The following is a 23169-nucleotide window of genomic DNA, read 5'->3' as shown; positions in this document are numbered from 1 at the left end:
TGCACTCTTGTGGAATTGGGTTCAAATTTCTGTAATGCGCGTAGCGTTACCGCCACTAACGGTGGCACTAGAGTTCGCTGAGGCGGGTCACCTATGAGTGATCGGAGCCGCACTTGTCGTCTTTCGTGTTCGCATCGCCTGAGGCTTTGAATTCAGCGTCGGCGACTTTGACCGGGATCGGGTCGTCGGTTCAGCAAGCCAACGCGGCGGCGGCGCGTTCAACGGCGCAGGTGGTGACTGCGGCCCAGGACGAAGTGTCGACGGCGATCTCGGCGTTGTTCGGCGGCCATGCCCAGGAGTACCAGCTGGTTAGCGCGCGGGCGGCCGCTTTCCATCAGCAGTTTGTCTCAACATTGAGCTCAGGCGGGGGCATGTATGCGGCGGCTGAGGCCGCCAACGCGGGTCCTTTGGAGGCGCTGGGGCGAGGTTTCTTCGATGTCATCAATGCGCCGACTAACGCGTTGTTCGGCCGCGCCCTCATCGGTAACGGTGCCGCCGGTGCGGCGGGGACCGGCCAGGCCGGTGGGGCTGGGGGGTTCCTGCTCGGCAGCGGCGGCAACGGTGGGTCTGGGACGCCCGGCGGTACTGGCGGGGCCGGCGGTTCGGCTGGCTTGCTGGGTAATGGCGGGGCTGGTGGGGCCGGCGGTGTCGGTGGCGCGCCGGGTGTGGCGGGCGGACTCGGCGGCGCGGGTGGTGCCGGCGGGTGGCTGGGCGGTTTCGGTGGAGCTGGCGGGTTGGGCGGTGCCGGCGGGGCCGGCGCGGCCGGTGTGGTTGGCGGGGTTGGCGGCGCGGGTGGGGTCGGCGGGGCGAACCGGGCGCTGTTCCTGTGGGGAGCCGGCGCCGGTGGCGCTGGCGGGGTCGGCGGGGCAGGTGCTGCCGGCACGACGGCGGGCATCCCGGGCGGGACTGGCACTGACGGCTTTACCGGTGGTGTTGGCGGAGTCGGCGGTGCCGGCGGCAGCAGCTACGGCTTGTTCGGCTCGGCCGGGGCCGGGGGTCTGGGCGGGGCCGGGGGCACTGGCGGCTTGGGCGGTGGCGGTGGTATCGGCATTCAGAGCAACGGTGGCACTGGTGGTATCGGTGGGAACGGCGGCGATGCGGGGGCCGGTGGTGCCGGCGGGTCGGGCGGATTCTTCGGGTTTGCCGGCGCGGCGGGTCACGCGGGTACTGGTGGCACCGGGGGCACTGGTGGCGCCGGCGGAGCTGGTGACGTGGCGGCTATCGCCGGCGGGACCGGGTTCAACGGCGGTGCTGGTGGGGCTGCTGGTAATGGCGGCAGCGCGGGTGCGGGTGGCACCAACGGCGCAGGCGGTGTGGGCGGCTCCGGTGGTGGCGGCGGTAATGGCGGTAACGGTGCGCCCGGTGTGGCGGGCGACGGCCTAGCCGGCGGCACCGGCGGTAACGGCGGTGACGCGGGTGCCGGCGGACTGGCGGGCGCTGGGGCGGGCGCGGGCGGTAGCGCGGGAATTGCAGGCACCGCCGGTAACGGTGGTCAGGGCGGCCAGGGCGGGGCCGGAGTGCTGGGTGCCGACGCTACGGGCACGACTGGCGCCAGCGGCGGCGCCGGCACTGCGGGCGGTCAAGGCGGTAATGGCGGGGTAGGCGGTAGCGCCGGCTTTGGCGGCACCAACGGCAACGGCGGGGCCGGCGGCCTCGGAGGCGGCGGCGGGCAGGGTGGTCACGGCGCCACCGGGTTCAGCGACAGCGGCGCCGGTGCAGGCGCCGGCGGCAACGGCGGGGCGGGCGGCAACGCCGGAGCGGGCGGCACAGGCGGGCTGGCTGGAACCGGGATCGGCAAAGCAGGCGTCAACGGCGGCGTCGGCAATGCGGGCGCCGCCGGTAATGGCGGGATCGGTGGCAACGGCGGGGCAGGTTTGGTTGGCAGCAACGCAGTTGGCACCACGGGTGCCGCTGGTGGTGCGGGCACTGCGGGCGGTCAGGGCGGCAATGGCGGAGCGGGCGGTAGCGCCGGCTTTGGTGGCACCAATGGCAACGGCGGAGCCGCAGGCAACGGCGGGAACGGCGGGCAGGGCGGTTACGGTGCAACAGGATTCGCCGATACCGGAGCTGGGGCAGGAGCCGGCGGCAACGGTGGCGCCGGCGGCAACGCCGGCGCGGGTGGCAGCGCCGGGCTGAAAGGCACGGGCAGCGGCACCGCAGGCAGCGACGGCACTGCAGGCGGCGCAGGCACCGCCGGCAACGGCGGGGCCGGCGGCCAGGGCGGCGCCGGGTTGGCTGGCACCAATGCCACCAGCGGCAATGGCGGCGCAGGCACCGCGGGCGGTCAGGGCGGCAACGGCGGGGCCGGCGGCAGCGCCGGTGCAGGCGGCACCAACGGCAACGGCGGAGCCGCCGGCAACGGTGGCACCGGCGGGCAGGGCGGCAACGGCGCCACCGGCATCAGCGACACCGGCGGCGGTGCGGGTGCCGGCGGCAACGGCGGAGCCGGAGGCAACGCCGGAGCGGGCGGCACCGCCGGGCTGAAAGGCACAGGCAGCGGCACCGCAGGTATCGACGGCACTGCAGGCGTCGCAGGCACCGCCGGAAACGGCGGCAACGGCGGCAACGGCGGCACCGGGCTAGCGGGCACCGACGCCACCAGCGGCAACGGCGGCGCAGGTACCGCCGGCGGCCAGGGTGGCAACGGCGGAGCCGGCGGCAGCGCCGGGGCAGGCGGCACCAACGGCAACGGCGGCAACGCCGGTATCGGCGGCGGAGGAGGCCGGGGTGGCAACGGCGCGACCGGGGCTGCCGACATCGGTGGCGGCGCAGGCGCCGGCGGCAACGGTGGCGCCGGCGGCAACGCCGGAGCGGGCGGCACCGGCGGGAAAGCCGGCACCGGCGCGGGCACGGCAGGTACCGACGCCATCGACGGCGCTGCGGGCATCGCCGGCAACGGCGGCAACGGCGGCCAGGGCGGCGCCGGGTTGGCTGGCACCAATGCCACCAGCGGCAATGGCGGCGCAGGCACCGCGGGCGGTCAGGGCGGCAACGGCGGGGCCGGCGGCAACGCAGGCGCAGGCGGCACCAACGGCAACGGCGGAGCCGCCGGCAACGGTGGCACCGGCGGGCAGGGCGGCAACGGCGCCACCGGCATCAGCGACACCGGCGGCGGTGCGGGTGCCGGCGGCAACGGCGGAGCAGGAGGCAACGCCGGAGCAGGCGGCACCGCCGGGCTGAAAGGCACAGGCAGCGGCACCGCAGGCACTGACGGCACTGCAGGCGTCGCGGGCACCGCCGGCAACGGCGGCAACGGCGGCAACGGCGGCGCCGGATTGGCGGGCGCCAACGCCACCGGCGGCAATGGCGGCGCAGGCACCGCCGGCGGCCAGGGCGGCAACGGCGGAGCCGGCGGCAGCGCCGGCGCAGGCGGCGCCAACGGCAACGGCGGGACCGCCGGTATCGGTGGCACCGGTGGAAAAGGCGGCAACGGCGCCACCGGAGCCACCGACACAGGCACCGGCGCAGGCGCCGGCGGCAACGGCGGAGCGGGCGGTGATGCCGGGGCCGGCGGCACCGGCGGCAAGGCCGGAACCGGCGCCGGCACAGCAGGTACCGACGCCATCGACGGCGCCGCGGGCACCGCCGGCAACGGCGGCAACGGCGGCAACGGCGGCACCGGGCTGGCGGGCACCGACGCCACCAGCGGCAATGGCGGCGCAGGCACCGCGGGCGGTCAGGGCGGCAACGGCGGGGCCGGCGGCAGCGCCGGCGCCGGCGGCACCAACGGCAACGGCGGGACCGCCGGTACCGGTGGCGGCGGCGGCCAGGGCGGTAACGGCGCCACCGGAGCCACCGACACCGGTACCGGCGCTGGCGCCGGCGGCAACGGCGGGGCCGGTGGCAACGCCGGAGCGGGCGGCACCGGCGGGAAAGCCGGCACCGGCGCCGGCACAGCAGGTACCGACGGCACCAGCGCCATCGCGGGCGTCGCCGGTAATGGCGGCAACGGCGGCAACGGCGGCACCGGGCTGGCGGGCACCAACGCCACCAGCGGCAATGGCGGCGCAGGCACCGCCGGCGGCCAGGGCGGCAACGGCGGGGCCGGCGGCAGCGCCGGCGCCGGCGGCACCAACGGCAACGGCGGGACCGCCGGTACCGGTGGCACCGGCGGAAAAGGCGGCAACGGCGCCACCGGAGCCACCGACACAGGCACCGGCGCAGGCGCAGGCGGCAACGGCGGAGCGGGCGGTGATGCCGGGGCCGGCGGGACCGGCGGCAAGGCCGGAACCGGCGCGGGCGCAAAGGGCACTGACGGCACCGGTGGCGTTGCAGGCACCGGCGGCAACGGCGGGATCGGCGGCCAGGGCGGCGCCGGGGCAGTCGGAACCGCTGGTGTTGCGGGCACGGCGGGTGGCCTGGGCGGTACAGGCGGAGTGGGCGGTAACTCCGGCGTGGGTGGCACCAACGGCAGCGGCGGCACCGGCGGCACCGGCGGCACTGGCGGCAAAGGTGGTTCGGGTGCACCAGATTTGGGCGCCGGCGCCGGTGCCGCCGGTGCTGGCGGTAATGGCGGTAATGGCGGGACCGGCGGACTCGCAGGCACTGGCGGCAACGGCGGGACGGTGGGCGGCGGCGGCCATGCCGGCGACGGCGGGGACGGTGGCATCGGCGCTGCGGGTGCCGCCAACAGCGGTAACACCGGCGGCGCCGGTGGTGCCGGCGGCAACGGTGGCACCGGCGGCAACGCCGGGGATGCCACCGGTACCAACGGCACCGGTGGCCAGGGCGGCATCGGCGGCGCCGGCGGCGCCGGTGGCAGCAGCGACTCGCAAGCCGGCGACGGCGGCGCGGGCGGTAACGGCGGCAACGGCGGGGTCGCCGGAACCATCGGCAAGGGCGGACTCGACGCCGGTGGCGGCTACGCCGGCAACGGCGGGGCCGGCGGCAACGGCACCGATGCTCTCGTGGGCAATGGCGGCAATGCCGGCAACGGCGGCACCGGCGGCGTCGGTGGCAACGCTGGCGGCGCGACCGCAGCTAACGGAAGTGGCGGCACCGGCGGCCAGGGCGGCAACGGCGGCGCCGGTTATGACGCCTCCGCCGATCCCTTCGGCGCAGGCAACGGTGGCAGCGGCGGCAGCGGCGGCAACGGCGGCAACGGCGGGGCAGCCGGCGCCGGTGGCAACGGGGTGGGCGAAGCGGGCAGCGGCGGCAACGCCGGCGCCGGCGGTAATGGCGGCCGCGGTGCCGTCGGCCTCAGCTTCATGGGTATTGGTGGCGAAGGCTTTGCCGGCGGGACCGGCGGCAGCGGCGGCACCGGCGGGAACGCCAGCACTATCGGCGTCGGTGGAATTGCCGGCAATGGCGGCAATGGCGGCGACGGCGGGACCGGCGGCGGCGGCGGCCATTCCGCCAACATCTACCCCGGTGGCGACGGCGGGGTCGGCGGCGCTGGCGGGAATGCCGGCGCCGGCGGCACTGGTCCGACCGGCGGCACCGGCGGCACCGGCGGCAGTGGCGGCACCGGCGGCACGGCCTACAGCACCGGCGAAGCCCGCGGCAGCGGGCAAGGCGGGGCGGGCGGCGCTGCAGGCGTGGGTGGCGACGGCGGTACCGGCACCACGGGGGCCGGCGGCAACGCCGGGGCCGGCGGGGCGGGCGGCAACGGCGGCAGCGCCGGTAGTGGCGGCACCGACAGCCAACTCGAACAATTCGGTGGCGCCGGTGGTAGCGGCGGCAACGGCGGCAGCGGCGGTACCGGAGCCACCGACGGCGGCAGCGGCGGCGCGGGCGGGGCCTCCGGAGCCGGCGGCACGGGCAGCAACCAGGTTGGCAACGCCACCTATGCCGGTTCCGGCGGCAGCGCCGGTACTGGCGGCGATGGCGGCAACGGCGGCACAGGCGGCACAGGCGCCGGCGGCACCGGCGGCGACGGCGGCAACGGCGCCAACGGCGGCGCCACCGGCACTGGCTTTGAAGGTCGGGGCGGGGCTGGGGGCAACGCCGGCCAGGGCGGCAACGGCGGTAGCAGCTCCACCGGGGTCGGCGGCAACGCCGGGGCCGGCGGAGTGGGCGGCAACGGCGCCAACGCGAGTAGCGGCGGCACCAACACCCAAGGCGAACAACTCGGAGGGGTCGGCGGTAACGGAGGCAGCGGCGGCATCGGTGGTACCGGAGTTACCGACGGCGGCAACGGAGGAAAGGGCGGGGCCTCCGGCACCGGTGGTGCTGGCAGCAACCAAAGTGGCACCGCCACTTATGCCGGTTCCGGCGGCAACGGCGGTACTGCAGGCGCTGGCGGCGCTGGCGGCACCGGCACCACGGGCGTTGGCGGCACCGGCGGCGACGGCGGCAACGGTGCCAGCGGCGGCACTGCCGGCACCGGCTTCGCCGGTCAGGGTGGCACCGGAGGCAATGCCGGCGCCGGCGGCACCGGAGGCGACGGCGCCACCGGCGGCGGTGAGGGCGGTACCGGGGGCAAAGCCGGCACTGGCGGCAATGGTGGTAAGGGCGACTTGAACTACGGCGGCGTCGGCGGTAGCGGTGGCGCGGGCGGGAACGGCGGCGACGGCACCGGCACCAACGCCTATGGCGGCAACGCCGGCGCCGGCGGCCAGGGCGGCACCGGCGGTAACGGCGGGCTTGACGAAGCCGGTGGGCCGCAGAACTTTGCTGGCGGCGGCGGCCACGCCGGTGCCGGCGGCAACGGCGGAGTCGGCGGCAAGGCCACCGGCACTGGCACCAACGGCAATGGCGGGGCTGGCGGCGAGGGCGGCCAGGGCGGCACCGGCGGCGACATCTACGTCTCGGGCGACGCCGGTGCTGCCGGCACCGGTGGCCATGGCGGCAACGGCGGCAACGCCGGCACGGGCGGTGTCGGCGGCGACGGCGGCAACGCCGGTGATGGCGGCAACGCCGGCGACGGCGGCAACGGCGGATTCGGCAGCGGCGCCAATGGCGGTATCGGCATCATCTTGAGCGGCACCGGCGGCACCGGCGGCACCGGCGGTAACGCCGGCAGCCTGACCGGCACCAATGGCAACGGCGGCGACGGCGGCACCGGGGCAAACGGCGGCGACGGCGGCGACGGCAACCTGAGCGGCGGCCCCGGCGGCGACGGCGGCTGGGCCGGTACCGGCGGGAACGGTGGGGCGGCCGGCACTGGCGGCACCGGCGGCATCGCGGGTAACGGCGGCAACGGCGGCAACGGCGGCAACGGTGGCGCCACCATCGGCAACACGGCCGGCAAGGGCGGCAATGGCGGCCAGGGCGGCCAGGGCGGTGCCGACACCGGCACCGGCGCCGGCCAGGGCGGTGACGGCGGCCACGGCGGCAACGGCGGCGACGACGACAGCAACACCGGCGTCATCGCGGGCACCGGCGGAAAGGGCGGTACCGGTGGCCAGGGCGGCACCGGAATGACCAGCACCACACCCGGCGGCGACGGCTCCACCGGCGGGCTCGGTGGCCAAGGCGGCGGCGGCGGCACCGGCGGCAACAGCGTCGCCGGAACCAACGGCACCGGTGGCGCCGGCGGCCAAGGCGGGCAGGGCGGCACCGGCGGCACCGGCTATGCCGACGACGGCAGCGACAACGCGGGCAATGGCGGCAAGGGTGGCACCGGCGGCGGTGCCGGCGAAGGCGGCCAAGCCGGCACCGGCGCCGGCGCGCCCGGCAAGGCAGGTGTTGCGGGTGCCGCGGGTACCGGCGGCACCGGCGGCACCGGCGGCGCCACCGCAACCCTCAATCACACGGCGGGCGACGGCGGCAGCGGTGGCACCGGCGGCCAAGGCGCTGCCGACACCGGAGACGGCGCCGGCCAGGGTGGCCGGGGCGGCCAGGGTGGCGCCGGCGGCGCTGACACCAGCGCCACCACCAGCAACGCGGCCGCGGGCAAAGGCGGCGCGGGCGGCGATGGCGGCGCTGGCGGCACCGGGATGACCAGTTCGAAGCTCGACGGCGCCGGCTCCACCGGCGGCCAGGGTGGCGACGCCGGGAATGGCGGCGCCGGCGGCAACAGCGCGCACGCATACGGCGGCAACGGCGGGGCCGGCGGCCAGGGCGGCCAGGGTGGCACCGGCGGTAACGGCGGAGACGACTCCGGTCAGGGCGGTCTGGGCGGCAACGCCGGCGCCGGCGGTGCCGGTGGCGCGGCCGGCACAGGTGCCGCCAACGGCAAAGCGGGTCTGGCGGGCAACGGCGGCATCGGTGGCACCGGCGGTGACGGCGGTGCCGGCCACGTCGACGACGGCACCAACAACGCCGGTAACGGCGGCCAAGGTGGCAACGGCGGCAAAGGCGGCAAAGGCGGCGCCGGTGGCGTCTTCGACGACACCACCCACGGTATCGGCGGCGACGGCGGCAAAGCCGGCAACGGTGGCGCCGGCGGCGCCGCCGCCTCGAGCACCAACACCGCAGGCTCCGGCGGCGCCGGCGGCAACGGCGGCCAGGCCGGCTTCGGCGATCTCTACGGCGGGCAGGGCGGGCATGGCGGCCAGGGCGGTGCTGGCGGCCACGGCGGCGGCCAGGGCGGGTCCGGTGGCGAAGGCGGCACCGGAGGAAACTCCTACATCACCGCCCCTCCGGGCGGTGGCTTTATCAGCACCTTCGGCGGCAACGGCGGCCACGGCGGCCAGGGCGGCCAAGGCGGCCAGGGCTTTGACGACAACGGCAGCAACAACGCCACCACTGGCGGCAACGGCGGCAACGGCGGCACCGGCGGCGCCCCCGGTCCCGCCGGTCCCGACGCGACACCATCATCGGGTCGCGCCGGCGCCGGCGGGCAGGGCGGCGCCGGCGGCAACGCCATGGCCGGCACCAACAACAGCGGCGCTGCCGGTGGCCAGGGCGGCAACGGCGGCCAGGGCCAGGACGTCAACGGCGGCGCCGCTGGAGCCGGCGGCGCCGGCGGCGCCGGCGGTATCGGCGCCGGCACCGGCACCGGCGGCAACGGGGGGGCCGGCGGCACCGGCGGCAACGGGGGGGCCGGCAGTTACGGTGGCCTGGGAGGCAACGGTGGGGCCGGCGGCGTCGGGGGTGCCAGCACCGGTACCGGCACCGGCGGCGACGGCGGGACTGGCGGGGCCGCCGGCAACGGCGGCACCGACACCGCCTTCATCGACGGCCCTCCGGGCGGTTTCGCCGGCGGCGGGGGCGGTGGGGGCGGCGGCGTCGGCGGCAAAGGCGGCGTGAGCGCCAGCGGCATCGGTGGCAACGGCGGGGCCGGCGGCGACGGCGGCACCGGCGGCAACGGCATCGTTGTAACTACCAGCATCGGCACCGGAACCGGCTTCGGAGGCGCAGGCGGCGGCGGCGCCGCCGGCGGCGCCCCCAGCGGCGGTACCGGCGGTGCCGGTGGTGCCGGCGGCGGCGGCGGCGGGGGTGGCTTAGCAGGCGCGGCACATAACGATCCCGGGGACTTCGTGATCGCCGCGGTCGGCGGTGGCGGCGGGGCAGGCGGCGGCGGTGCGGCCAGCTCCGGCGACGGCGGTGTCGGTGGCGCGGCCGTCACACCCACCGGTACCGGCAAAGGCGGGGCCGGCGGCGTCGGTGGCGGCGGCACCGGCGGTGGGGGCGGCGGCGGCGGCTTCAGTCAACCCGATAAGGGAAGTTTCAACGGTGGTGACGGCGGCTCAGGTGCCACCGGCGGCAAAGCCGGCGCCGGCTCTGGTGGTATCGGCATCGACATGCACGACCCGGACAACACCGGCGGCGCCGGTGGGCCCACCGGCTTCGGCGGCGGGGGCGGCGGCAGCGACGGGAACCAAGAAAACGGCAGCATCGGCGGCAGCGACCGCATCTCCACCATCTCCGTCGGCAGCCATCCGAATGCGGTGGCGGTCAGTCCCGCTGGCCCCGACCTTGGCAACATCTACGTCGCCAACGAGAGCGGCAACACGGTGTCGGTGATCGACCCCGCCACCAACACTGTCATCGACACCATCACCGTCGGCCAGAATCCGGCCGGGGTGGCGGTCAGCCCCACAGGAGCCCAGGCCGGCCACGTCTACGTCACCAATGTGAACGGCAGCACGGTGTCGGTGATTGATCCCGCCACCGACACGGTCATCGCCACCGTCCACGTCGGTCAGAATCCGACTGGGGTGGCGGTCAGCCCGACCGGCCCCGAGGCGGGCCGCGTCTACGTCGCCAACTTCGGCGGCAACACGGTGTCGGTGATCGACCCTGCTACCAACACCGTCGCCGGCAGCATCACCGTCGGCGCCCACCCGCAGGGGGTGGCCATCAGCCCGCAGACCGGCACCGTCTACGTCGCCAACCAGGGCGCCGCCACCCCCGGCAACACGGTGTCGGTGATCAACCCCGCCGACCACACCGTCACCACCGTCACCGTTGGCTCAGCGCCGTACGGGCTGGCGGTCAGCCCCACCGGCCCCGAGGCCGGCTTCGTCTACGTCGCCAACTCTGCCGACGGCACGGTGTCGGTGATCAACACCGCCAATACGGTCGTCGCCACCATTCCGGTCGGCGCAGATCCGCTCAATGTGGCGGTCAGCTCCAGCGGCCCCGACGCCGGCAAGGTCTACGTGACCCACAGTGACCACAACACGGTATCGGTGATCGACCCCACCGACCACTCCGTCGTCACCATCACCCTCGGCGCGGACACGGGCGCGTTGGCGGTCAGCCCCACCGGCCCCACCGCAGGCGACGTCTACGTCACCAACTTCGACACCAATGCAGTGACGGTCATCAGCTAGAACCCGGTGCCGGAGCAGCAGATTACAGTGTCAGCCATGGAGTTTCGCGTATTCGTCGAACCACAACAGGGTGCCAGCTACGGCGAGCAACTCGCCGTAGCCCAAGCGGCCGAGCAACTCGACTTCGCCGCCTTCTTTCGCTCCGATCACTACCAGGCGATGAGCGGCGACGGCCTGCCCGGGCCGACGGATTCCTGGGTGACGCTCGGCGCGATCGCCCGCGAAACGTCACGGATCCGGTTGGGCACCCTGGTGACGTCAGCAACGTTCCGCTACCCGGGCCCGCTAGCGATCGCGGTCGCGCAGGTGGACGAAATGAGCGGCGGGCGAGTCGAATTCGGCCTCGGCAGCGGCTGGTTCGAAGACGAGCACCGGGCTTACGGGATTCCGTTTCCCTCGGTTCGGGAGCGCTTCGACCGGCTCACCGAGCAGCTGGCCATCATCACAGGACTGTGGACCACACCGCCGGGTGAGACGTTCGACTATGCCGGCGAGCACTACAGCATCGTCGACTCGCCGGCCTTGCCCAAACCGGCGCAAAGCCCGCATCCGCCGATCGTGATCGGCGGCATGGGCCCTAAGCGCACTCCCGCGCTGGCTGCCGAGTACGCGGCCGAATTCAACGTTGCGTTCACCACGATCGATGCCGCCAAAAAGCAGATCCGACGGGTAGCCGACGCGGTAGCTGCGGCGAATCGGCCGGCCGACTCGATGACCTATTCGTCAGCATTCGTCCTCTGCGCCGGCCGCGATGATGCAGAGGTGGCCCGCCGCGCCGCGGTGATCGGTCGGGAAGTCGATGAGATGCGGTCGAACAGTCCGCTGGTCGGCACGCCAGCTGAAATTGTCGACAAGCTTGGCCCGTGGGCCGAGTTGGGCGTGCAGCGGGTCTACGCCCAGACTCTCGACCTGTCCGATCTGGAGCACCTGGAGCTGCTGGCAGGCGAAGTGATGTCGCAGCTGAGTTGATCGCCGTCGTCAAAAAGGCTTGGTAGGCAAGTACTTTCCATTGAGGGTGATGATTGCCCGCTCACCGCCGTCGGGGTCGGGCACCTTGTCGATGTCCAGCTTGAAATTGATGGCGCTGATGATGCCGTCGCCGAACTGCTCATGAACAAGCGCTTTAAGCGTGGAGCCATACACCTGCACCATCTCGTAGAACCGGTAAATGGTCGGGTCGGTCGGCACCCCGCCGGGGATCGAGCCCCGGACGGGGATGGTTTGCAATAGCCGCGCGGCGTCCTCATTCAGTTCAAGCAACTCGGCGACAGCCTTGGCAGCGGACTCCGGCAGGGCGTGCTGCCCGAGGATCGCCGCTGTCGCAAACACCACCGAAAGACCGGCGGCATCGGCGATCTGCTGCCAGGACAGGTCCTTGCGGATCTTGGCTGTCACGGCCTGCTCGGCCAAATTCAGGCGTGCGGACGGATCGACTTGTGCGTGCAACATGGGATGGCCTTTCGGTGGCACTGCCGGCTACGGATTCCGACGGAACTTGGATTCCCCTACCTTCCCCCAGCTGCAACTATTGTGTCCAAGACGGATTCCCGATCTCGGCCATTGTTCTCATCTATAGTTTGCTCATGCCGCCGGAACTGCGTCACCTGCGATATCTGCAGGCGGTCGCAGATCAGGGCAACTTCACCCGCGCGGCCCAGGATCTACACATCTCCCAACCGACGCTGTCCCAGCAGATTCAGCAACTCGAACGCAGTGTGGGCGCACAACTGCTCGACCGCACCGGCCGTTCGGTTCGACTCACCGACGCCGGCGACGCCTACCTACTACACGCCCGTCGGGCATTGCGTGAGATCGCCGCCGGCGAGCGTGCCGTCCACGACGTCACCGACCTGTCCCGAGGACATCTCCGCTTAGCGGTCACACCCACGTTCACCGCGTACCTCGTCGGCCCACTGGTCGCCGGACTGCGCACCCGCCACCCCGGCGTCACCGCCACGGTGCAGTCGCTGAGTCAAGACAGCATCGAAACCCGTTTGCTGGCAGACGAACTCGATCTCGGCATCGCATTCGACCAGTCCAATGCGGTTGGCGTCGCCGCCGCGCCGCTGTTCGCCGAAACGCTCATCCTCGTCGCCGGCACCGCGACCGGCCCGCTGACCGCTGACACGCTCGGCCGCCAGCCACTGGCTCTGCTCACTTCGGATTTCGCCACCCGCGGCCACGTTGACGACTACTTCGCCGAACACCACGTCACACCCCGAATTGCCATGGAAACCAACTCCATTCAGGCACTCACCGAAATCGTTCGCCACACGAAGCTGGCCACCGTACTTCCCGACGCGATCGCCCGCCAACAGCCACACCTGTCCCCCGTCGCTCTCGACCCGCCATTTCCCACCCGGACCGTCACCCTCTTGTCCCGCGAAGGCGGTTATCAGAGCGCCGCCGCCCGGGCCTTCACCGAACTGGTTCGGGACTACGTGCGCACTCATCTGTGACGATGGGTACCTGGTAGTCGGCGCAAAGGAGCGATCGTGAGAGCTTGGCAGGTCCAAGGAGTCGGTGAACCGGCCGACGTCTTACATCAGGTGGACCGGACGCTGCCCGAACCGGCGGCCGACCAAGTGCGGATCAAGGTCGCCGCGGCGGGAATCGGACTGCCCGATGTCCTCATGTGCCGGGGCACCTATCCGCTGACGCCAACCCTGCCGTTCACCCCGGGGCAGGAACTCGTCGGCACCGTCAGCGCCATTGGACCGGGCGTCGACCTGGCGCTCGGTACCCGGGTGATGGGCGTCAGCGATTTCATGGCCGGCAACGGCGCCTTCGCCACCGAGGCGCTTGCCTCGGCAAGCACGGTTTTCCCGGCCCCGCCCGGCATGGACGACGCCGCAGCGGCCGGATTCTGGATTCCCAACATGACCGCGTGGATCGGACTGGTCGATCGCGGCAGCCTCGAAGCGGGTCAACGCCTGGCCGTGCTGGGCGCCGCCGGAGGCAGCGGGTCTGCAGCGGTCCAACTCGGAAAAGCGTTGGGCGCGGAGGTAATCGCGGTCGTCAGCGACGAACGCAAGGCGGAGTTCTGCCAGTCTTTCGGCGCCGACCACGTGCTGGTCGCCAAGGGCGATAGCACTGCCGACGGAAAACCACTCGCACACGCGTTGCGGGAAGTGACGAACTGGGCCGGCGTCGACGTGGTGTTCGATCCGGTCGGCGGCGATCAAGGCACCGCCGCCATGAGTGCCCTGGCGCGCGACGGCCGGCACCTGGCGATCGGTTTCGCCAGTGGCGCTTGGCCGACCCCGAACGTGCCCATGATGGTGATGACCAACACCACGCTGGTCGGCGTGCTGGCGGCGGGCTACATCCGAGCGCACATCGAAGGAATCCTGCACAGCCTCACCGAATTGATCGACGCCGGTGCCCTGCGGCGCACGGTCGCCGAAAAGCTGCCGTTCGAGGCCATTCCGGAGGCGCTCACCCGGCTTGCCGAACGGAAGGTGCTCGGCAAGTTGATCGCGGAGATCGGAGACAAAACGCCGCCCTTGACGCCCGGCCCACAATTGGGATAACTATTATCAAAATTGATGCGGTAATTGGCCAAGCTAGGCGGTTGCGGGATGAGCGTCGCGAAGGTCACCTGCCCACTGTGCGAGGCAATGTGCGGGCTGAGCGTGGAGGTCCGCGACGGTGCCGTCGTGGGCGTGCGGGCCAACGCTGATGACGCCTGGTCGCGAGGACACATCTGCCCAAAAGGCGCCTCCATCGGCCACATTCACTCCGATCCCGACCGGTTGCGGCGACCGCTGATCCGCCGTCCGGACGGCAGCCACGCCGAGGCGTCCTGGGACGACGCACTAGCCGAGGCGGAGCGGGTATTGCGTCCCGTGCTCGACACGGACGGCGCCCGCGCCCTGGCGGTTTATGTCGGAAACCCGGTGGCGCACAACAGCGATCTGGCGACCTATATCGGCGCCCTGCTGGGGTTCGCTCAGGCAGCCGGAATGGGTGCGTACTACTCGCCGGGCACCGTCGACCAGTGGCCATTGAACGTAGTGAGTTGCTTGCTGTTCGGCGGAATGTGGAACGGCCCGATCCCGGATCTCGAACGCACCGATCATCTGCTGGTTTTGGGCGCGAATCCGGCTGCATCGCAAGGATCAATGCTGTCCGTACCCGACATCATGGGCCAGCTGGCAGCAATCGCGAAGCGGGGACGGGTGGTGGTGGTCGATCCACGACGAACCCTGACTGCGCAGCGCGCCAGCGAGTGGGTGTCGATCCAACCAGGTACCGATGCCCTGCTGCTCTTCGCGATATTGCGCACGCTCAACGAACACGGTTGGGTCCGGCGCCCAGATCACCTACGCGACAGAATTATCGGGCTGGATGAAGTTCTGGCGTTGGCCGATCCGTTCACCCCCGAACGCGTCGGCCCGGTAACCGGGGTCGATGCCGCGACCATCCGCCGTCTCGCGCAGGATCTGGCCGAGGCGCGAAATCCTGTGTTGTACAGCCGCATTGGCGGGTGCACTCAGGAGTTCGGCACCCTGACCACCTGGCTCGTGTTCGTCATCAACACCGCACTGGGCGTCTTGGACCGCGAAGGCGGGGCGATGTTCGCCAAACCTGCGGTCTGGGCGCCGATGTTCGCCAAGCCGCCCGACCAGGACGGCGAGGGGTGGCGATTCGGCCGCTACCGCAGCCGCGTTCGCGGCGCCCCCGAGATCCTGGGTAGTTTTCCGGTGGGCTGCCTGGCCGAAGAGATCGACACCCCCGGAGACGGACGAATCCGCGCACTGATCACCGTCGCCGGCAACCCGGCGATCTCCGCACCCGGCGCCGGCCGACTCGGTGCAGCGCTGGGCAAACTCGACGCGATGATCGCCGTCGACAACTGGCTCAACGAAACCAGCCGGCACGCGCACGTGATCCTGCCCGGATTGTCGCCACTGGAGCACGCCCACTTCGACGACCTCTACTGGATGTATGCCACCGCCTCGTGCGTGAAATATTCCGAGCCGGTCTTCGATCCCGCCCCGGCCCGACCGCACGAGTGGGAATTGCTGTTGCGGTTGGGCGGCGCAATGTTCGGCACACCGATCCCTGAGGTCGACGTGCCCGCCCTGGACGATCTGTACGTGGCCGGCACGATCGCCACGTTCGCCGGTCTACCCAACAACCCGTTGACCGGCGTGGACGCGGCATCTGTGCTGGGCGCCCTCGACGGCCGAGGCCCAGATCGTCTCGCGGACTTGGGCATTCGGGTCGGCCCGTGGGGAGACCGCTTCGGCGCGCGTCCCGGCGGCCTCACCCTCGCGGATGTACGCCGCCATCCCGACGGGTTGCGATTGTGTGGCTTGGAGGGCGGACGTCTCGCAGAGGCCGTCACCACTGCATCCGGCAAAGTCGAGCTGTTGCACTCGCACATCACCGACGACATACCGCGCCTGCTGGCCCGCATGGACCGCGCTAACCCCGACCTCGCGATGACCAGTCGGCGGCATTTGCGGTCCAACAACTCCTGGCTGCACAACGTGCCCACCCTGATGCGCGGCCGCGACCGATGCACGCTGCTGATCCATCCCGACGATGCCGCCCGCACCGGTGTGGCCGACGGCGCTCTGGCCGAAGTCAGCACCGTCGAAGGCGCGCTGACTGTGCTAGTCGAAGTCAGCGATGAAGTCAGATGCGGAGTCGTGTCGCTACCGCACGGTTGGGGACACGGCCTCGAAGGCACCCGACTCGGGATTGCGAACGACCATCCTGGCGTCAACAACAATCTGCTCAATCCCGTCGACGTCATCGATGTGCCAAGTAACACGCACGCACTCAACGGGTTGCCCTGCCGCGTCCGACCGGTTGATGTGACTGCGCCGCATGGCAATTGAACAACCCACCCCGCGCCGCGGAAGGCCGCGCCGCATCGACCAAGGCAGCATCATCGCCGCGGTTGCGGAGATCGGCGCCGAGAACGTCACCATGCGACGCGTCGCCGAGCATCTCGGCGTCAGCCTCCCCGGGCTCTACCATCACGTCAAGAACCGCGACGAATTGCTGGAACTCGCCGCCCATCATGCGCTCGCCCGAACGCCACCGCCGCGCTACCAAGGGCAGCATTGGGCGGAATGGCTGCGTATCTACGCGACCTACATCAGGTCAGCGCTGGCGGCCGAGCCGGCCTATTTGAACAAGTTTCTCAACGGAGCACTCGGCGATGCAGGAGAGATGGAGTACATCGGCGAATCCTTGGAAGGTTTGCATGCGCACGGGTTCAGGCCCGACCAAGCTATGGCCGCGTGGGCGGCAGTCACCGCGCTGGCCATCGGCAGTGTGGCCGAAGCCAACCGGGAGCGGATCCACGCCGAACAGGGTCGCCCCTGGCTGGCCCGCATCTTTGCCTTCGCCGGCCGCCAGCAGCCGAGTGCTTATCCCGTATTGCGCGCCATCGCTACCACCGAGTGCGACCCTTTCGACGACGAGGCATTCCAGCTGCGGATCGCGCTGCTGCTCCGCGGGATCGCAGGCGAATACGGCGTCAGCCTCGACCCTGCCGGCTGAGTCACATTCCGTGGCAACGGTCACACCACGGTTGCCTGGCGCGCTCCCCGGGTACTTCTCCAAGCTGGTTAATCAATCCGGTGGTTCGGGGCAAGGCTGGTGATGCGCGTGACGATCGACGATGGCGCGCGCAATCAATCTCCCGAAGATGTCGACGTCATCGTGATCGGGGCCGGCATCGCCGGAATCGGCGCCGCCTACCGAATCAACCGGCGAAACCCGAAGCTGACATACGCAGTGCTAGAGCGGCGGGCGCGGATCGGCGGCACCTGGGATTTGTTCCGCTATCCCGGGGTACGATCCGACAGCAGCATCTTCACGCTGGCGTTTCCGTTCGAACCGTGGACTCGCGACGAAGCCGTGGCCGACGGCGCAGACATCCTCGACTACGTGACCGCCACCGCGCGCAAACACGGCATTGATCGCCACATCCGGTTCAATACCCACGTCCGTTCGGCGAATTGGGACTCGGCCACCGACAAGTGGACGGTCACCGTGGACGAGAACGGCGCCCAGCGGCAGTACCGCGGCCGGTTCGTCTTCTTCGGCTCCGGCTACTTCGACTATGACGCGGGCTACACACCCGACTTCCCAGGCATCGAGCGGTTTGGCGGCTCCGTCGTCCACCCGCAACGCTGGCCCGAGGACCTCGACTACAACGGCAAGAACATCGTGGTGATCGGCAGCGGCGCCACCGCGGTCTCGTTGATACCGGCGCTGGCCGAACGCGCCGCCAAGGTGACCATGTTGCAACGCTCACCGACCTACCTGATAACGGGATCCAGGTACAACCCCAACGTTGCCCGCGCCCGTAAGAGGTTGTCCCCCAGAGCTTCTCACCATGTCATTCGATCGCTCGCGGCGTTCGGCGAGACGTTCGGCTGGGTGTGGTGCCGCACGCTGCCAGAGCGGGTGCAGGAGAGTATCCGAGAAGAGGCGATCGCCAACCTGCCCGACGGATACGACGTCGACACCCACTTCAAACCGAACTACAAACCTTGGGACCAGCGAATGTGCCTGATCCCCGACGCCGACCTCTACACCACGATCGCCGAGGGGCGCGCGGAGATGGTCACCGACCACATCGACCACTTCGACGAAACCGGAATCGTGCTCAGATCCGGTGGCCGCGTGGACGCCGACATCATCGTCACCGCTACCGGCCTACGACTACAGGCGTTGGGTGGGGCGAGTATCAGCGTGGACGGTGTCCCGGTCGCACCCCGCGACCGGTTCTTCTACAAGACACACATGCTCGAAGACGTGCCCAACCTTTTCTGGTGCGTCGGCCACACAAACGGCTCCTGGACCCTGCGCGCTGACATGACCGCCCGCGCTGCGGCAAAGCTGCTGGCATACATGACTTCCCACGGCTTCACCCATGCGTATCCGCACCTCGGTGCGCGGCCGATGACCGAGAAGCTCCCGTGGAACGTCGACGCCGGATACGTGGCCAGGGCGCTGCACGCGCAGCCCAAGTCGGGGACCCGGCGGCCGTGGATAGTGCGGCGCAGCTACCTCGCCGACGTGATCGACTACCGGTTCGGCCGCATCGGCGAGGCGATGAAATTCGGACGCGCGGTCGACGGTGCGCGTCGCACCGGATAGGTCGATAGCGCCCGATATTCCGAAAACCCAATTGCCACACTCGCCACTTGTGCACCTGGAAAGTTGGGCACGATAGGTTCTGAAATGCGATAGCGCGGGCGATATCAACCCCGACAGTGACTGGTGTGGCCAGTTTTCATCTCGCCTGCGAAAGCCTGGCCGGATTTCGTAATCGTCTTACTGGCACGCCGTATCAATGAGCAGCTCAGCGACATCGCGAGCCTCTTGCAGCGGCGCCATGTCGTTGAGCGAAGTGGCCATCGCCGTGGCTCCCTCGAGCAGTATGGCCAGTTGACGCCCCAGCTTGACGGGGTCGCGGGCGCCCGCCTCGGCCGCGGTGCGAGCGAGCCGGTCGGCGAAGGCCCGCTTGTGGCGCTGCACGATCTGCAGGGCATCGGGCATGTCGTCGGCGGCCTCGACCGCCGCGTTGTGAAATGGACAGCCTCGGTAACGACCTTGGGCAGTGATGTCGAAGACCGAGAGCAATCGGTCTCGAGGGGATCCGGCGCGAGCCAGGTTCTTCTCCGGTCGTGCCCCGCCGCTGTCGACGATGTCACGCAGATAGGCCGCGACGAGCTCGTCCTTGCTGGGAAAGTGCTGATAAAGCGTGCGCTTGGACGCGTGCGCATGCTCGGCCAGTAACTCGACGCCGGTGTTGCGAATACCGTTGCGGTAGAACAATTCCCGTGCCGATGCCAGGATCCTGCCGCGAGCGCCACGACCCCCGCGACCGGGGGCGGCGACGGTGGATTCGACGGTGTCCATGCGTTGAACTATACCGATCGGTTTACATTTCAGCCAGAGCGTTCTATGGTGGGCTGAGTAAAGCGTTCTATACCTAGCCGGCGGCGAAAGAGGGACGAGCATGACCACCGAGATCCGCAGCGACGCCCGGGCCCACCGCCTGGCGCAGCTCTACGCAACCGACACCGACCTGCAGGCGGCCAGGCCTTCGCCCGAAGTCCTCGAGGCTGCGCGCCGGCCGGGCACCCGGCTCGCCGAACTACTCCGCACCTACATGGATGGCTACGCCGACCGGCCGGCCCTGGGCACCCGGTCGGCCTCGGTGGTTCACGATCCAGTGACAGGGCGAGCCGAACGACGGCTCCTGCCCTCGTTCGACACCATCACCTACCGCGAGTTATGGGCCAATGTGACCGCGGTCGCGGCCGCCTGGTCCGGCGACGAAAATCCTGTGCAACCTGGCGACTTCGTCGCCGCCATCGGCTTCGCCAGCGCCGAATACCTGACCGTCGACCTGGTCAGCAACTACCTGGGACTGGTAGCCGTTCCGCTGCAACATAATTCGCCGGCATCCCGACTTCGGCCGATCTTCGCCGAGACCGAGCCCCGCGTGCTGGCTGTCAGCGCTGGCTACCTGGACCTGGCGGTCGAGTGCGCGTTGAGTAGCCCCTCGGTGCGGCGACTGACCGTCTTCGACTACGACCCCCAGATCGACTCTCAACGAGAAGCCCTGCAGCAGGCTCGCATTCGGCTCGCCGAAACGCCGGTCGTGATCGAAACACTGGCGGACGTTATCGAGCGCGGACGCTCGCTGCCGGTGCCGCCCGGCTTCGACGGCGCCGACGACCAGCGACTCGCGATGATCCTCTACACCTCGGGCAGTACAGGTTTGCCCAAAGGCGCGATGTGGACCGAACGGATGCTGACCATGATGTGGACCAGCGGCTTCGTCGCCGACGGCGACGTACCGGTGCGCAATGTCAACTTCATGCCACTGAATCACCTGGGCGGCCGTATCGCCTTAGTCGCGTCGTTCCAGACCGGCGGCACCAGCTATTTCGTGCCGGAAAGCGATCTGTCCACGCTGTTCGAAGACTGGCAACTGGTGCGACCCACTCAACTGGCGGTGGTTCCGCGGGTGGTCGACATGTTGTTCCAGCGCTACCAGACCCGGGTCGACCGGCTCCGGGCTGAGGGCGAAGGGCCGATCGCCGCTGACACCGTCGCGAAGGCCGAACTGCGAGACGATCTGCTCGGTGGGCGAGTCCTGAACGGGTTTGTCGGCACCGCTCCGCTGGCAATGGAGATGCGGCAGTTCATCGAAACGACTGTCGAGTCGCCGCTGTTCGATGTCTACGGACTCACCGAGGTGGGTGGGGTGACCCGCGACGGTGTCATCACGCGCCCGCCGGTCCTCGACTACAAGCTGGTCGACGTACCCGAACTCGGCTACTTCAGTACCGACCTGCCGCACCCTCGCGGGGAACTCCTGGTCAAGACAGCAACGGCGACACCGGGCTACTACAAGCGGCCCGACGTCACCGCCGAAGTGTTCGACGCCGAGGGCTACTACCGCACCGGCGACGTGATGGCCGAGGTCGCCGCCGACACGCTGGTCTACGTCGATCGCCGCAACAACGTGCTGAAACTGGCCCAGGGCGAGTTCGTCGCGGTATCCAACCTGGAAGCGATCTACGCCGGCGCGCCGCTGGTGCGCCAGATCTACGTCTACGGCAACAGCGAGCGCTCGTCCCTGCTGGCCGTGATCGTGCCAACCGAGGAGGCGACCTCACGCCACCTCTCCGGTGACGAGTTGAAGGGCGCGTTACGCGATTCGCTGCGGGCTACCGCGCGTGCCGCCGAGCTGCAATCCTATGAGCTCCCTGGCGACTTCCTCATCGAGGACGAACCGTTCAGCACCGACAACGGGCTCCTCTCCGGAGTAGGAAAACTGTTGCGGCCCAAACTCAAAGAACGCTACGGCGAGCGGCTGGAGCAGCTTTACGTCGCGTTGTCGCAGGCGCGGTCCGACGAGTTGCGCGTGTTGCGCGACGCAGCACAGACCCAACCCGTCGTTGAGACGGTGGTCAGGGCGGCGCAAGTGCTTCTCGGATTACCCGGCGCCGCGCCGTCGGCCGACGAGCACTTCACCGATCTCGGCGGCGACTCACTGTCAGCCCTGAGCTTCTCCAATCTGCTCGGCGAAGTGTTCGGCGTGGAGGTGCCCGTCGGCGTCATCATCGGTCCGTCAGCAGACCTCGCCGCGCTGGCTTCGTACGTCGAATCCGAACGCGCGGCCGGCGGTCGGCGACCCACCGCCACCAGCGTGCACGGCGCGGGGGCCACGTCGATCGACGCCGCGGACCTGACCTTGGACAAGTTCATCGACGAGGCCACCCTTCGTGCGGCCACATCGCTGCCGTCGCCGACTGACCAGGTCGACACCGTGCTATTGACCGGAGCCAACGGGTATCTCGGTCGCTTCCTGACTCTCGAATGGCTGCAACGCCTTTCGACGACTGGTGGTCGTTTGATCACGCTGGTACGCGGCGATGATGCCGAATCCGCGCGACAACGTCTAGAACGAGTCTTCGACTCGGACCCGGCGATGTCGGAAGAGTTCCGCACCCTGGCCGCACATCATCTAGAAGTGATTCCAGGCGACATCGGCGAGCCGAATCTCGGGCTGGACGACACAACTTGGCAGCGGCTGGCACGGGAAGTAGACCTCGTCGTACATCCCGCCGCACTGGTCAACCATGTGCTGCCCTACGGACAGTTGTTCGGCCCCAACGTCGTTGGCACCGCTGAGGTGATCCGACTCGCGATCAGCGAACGGATCAAGCCGGTCACCTACCTGTCCACGGTCGCTGTCGCCTTCGGCGTGGCCGACTTCGTCGAAGACGCCGATATCCGCACGATCAGCGCACATCGCCCGCTCGACGACGGCTACGCGAACGGCTACGCCAACAGCAAATGGGCGGGCGAAGTGCTGCTGCGTGCGGCGCACGATCTGTGCGGATTGCCGGTGAGCGTCTTCCGGTCCGACTTGATCCTTGCCCACAGTCGGTTCGCCGGCCAGCTCAACGTGCCGGACTCGTTCACTCGGCTTTTGGTCAGCCTGCTGTCGACCGGGCTGGCACCGCGCACCTTCTATGCAGAGGACGGTTCGGGCCAGCGTCCGCGAGCGCACTATGACGGTCTGCCAGCAGATTTCGTCGCCGAAGCGATCACCACCATCGGTGGCAACAACCTCGATGCGTTCCGCTCGTACGACGTGATGAACCCGCACGACGACGGGGTTTCCCTGGACGTGATCGTGGACTGGCTCATCGACGAAGGGGTCCCGATCGCCCGCGTTGACGACCACGCGGAGTGGATCGTGCGATTCGAGGGCGCCCTGCGCAGCCTGCCCGAGCAGCAACGGCAGCGTTCGGCGCTGGCCCTACTCGACGCCTACCGGGTACCCGAGCAGCCACTTCTTGGAGCGATCGCCCCGACCGATGTGTTCCGCGCAGCTGTACAGGACGCGAAAGTCGGCTCGGAGCAGGATATTCCGCACATCACTATCGAGCTCATCCGCAAGTACCTGACCGATCTCGAAGAACTCGGTCTGGTCAAGCGTCGCTAG

Annotated in this window: 10 protein-coding genes; 8 read left to right on the top strand and 2 right to left on the bottom strand. The window is 70.4% G+C overall.

Annotated elements, in window-relative coordinates:
* Window positions 1-113: 113 nt before the first annotated feature.
* Both ACZY1I_RS00945 and ACZY1I_RS00940 read left to right on the top strand, forming a co-directional pair.
* Window positions 114-10664, top strand: coding sequence for a PE domain-containing protein (locus ACZY1I_RS00945; RefSeq protein WP_463752422.1), 10551 nt, complete (start codon window positions 114-116; stop codon window positions 10662-10664).
* Between the two features lie 36 nt (window positions 10665-10700).
* Window positions 10701-11633, top strand: coding sequence for an LLM class F420-dependent oxidoreductase (locus ACZY1I_RS00940; protein WP_463752421.1), 933 nt, complete (start codon window positions 10701-10703; stop codon window positions 11631-11633).
* Between the two features lie 9 nt (window positions 11634-11642).
* Here ACZY1I_RS00940 and cynS read toward each other — a convergent pair whose 3' ends face one another.
* Window positions 11643-12113 (bottom strand): cyanase, encoded by a 471-nt coding sequence (gene cynS / locus ACZY1I_RS00935; protein WP_463752420.1) that lies wholly within the window; start codon window positions 12111-12113, stop codon window positions 11643-11645.
* 134 nt (window positions 12114-12247) lie between these two features.
* Here cynS and cynR point away from each other — a divergent pair, with 134 nt between their 5' ends.
* The 5 genes from cynR (at window position 12248) to ACZY1I_RS00910 (ending at window position 18794) form a co-directional block, all read left to right on the top strand.
* The gene (gene cynR / locus ACZY1I_RS00930) at window positions 12248-13123 is read left to right on the top strand and encodes a transcriptional regulator CynR (RefSeq protein WP_463752419.1); all 876 of its coding nucleotides are present in this window, start codon (window positions 12248-12250) and stop codon (window positions 13121-13123) included.
* 36 nt (window positions 13124-13159) lie between these two features.
* Window positions 13160-14197: an NADPH:quinone oxidoreductase family protein gene (locus ACZY1I_RS00925; RefSeq protein ID WP_463752418.1), complete on the top strand. Its 1038-nt coding sequence runs from the start codon at window positions 13160-13162 to the stop codon at window positions 14195-14197.
* 48 nt (window positions 14198-14245) lie between these two features.
* Complete coding sequence (locus ACZY1I_RS00920; protein ID WP_463752417.1) at window positions 14246-16516, top strand: molybdopterin-dependent oxidoreductase; 2271 nt, start codon at window positions 14246-14248, stop codon at window positions 16514-16516.
* The gene (locus ACZY1I_RS00915; protein WP_463752416.1) at window positions 16506-17186 is read left to right on the top strand and encodes a TetR/AcrR family transcriptional regulator; all 681 of its coding nucleotides are present in this window, start codon (window positions 16506-16508) and stop codon (window positions 17184-17186) included. The genes ACZY1I_RS00920 and ACZY1I_RS00915 overlap by 11 nt, the downstream gene beginning before the upstream one ends.
* A gap of 108 nt (window positions 17187-17294) precedes the next feature.
* Window positions 17295-18794, top strand: coding sequence for a flavin-containing monooxygenase (locus ACZY1I_RS00910; RefSeq protein ID WP_463752415.1), 1500 nt, complete (start codon window positions 17295-17297; stop codon window positions 18792-18794).
* A 177-nt stretch (window positions 18795-18971) separates the two neighbouring features.
* Here the strand turns inward: ACZY1I_RS00910 and ACZY1I_RS00905 are convergent, their stop codons facing one another.
* Window positions 18972-19559 (bottom strand): TetR/AcrR family transcriptional regulator, encoded by a 588-nt coding sequence (locus tag ACZY1I_RS00905; protein WP_463752414.1) that lies wholly within the window; start codon window positions 19557-19559, stop codon window positions 18972-18974.
* Between the two features lie 100 nt (window positions 19560-19659).
* Here ACZY1I_RS00905 and car point away from each other — a divergent pair, with 100 nt between their 5' ends.
* A complete protein-coding gene (car, locus tag ACZY1I_RS00900) occupies window positions 19660-23169 on the top strand; it encodes a carboxylic acid reductase (RefSeq protein ID WP_463752413.1) in 3510 nt (1169 codons plus the stop codon).

The sequence above is a fragment of the Mycobacterium sp. IDUB_37 genome (genome assembly GCF_055419245.1).
This window is presented reverse-complemented; position numbering and strand designations above follow the sequence as displayed.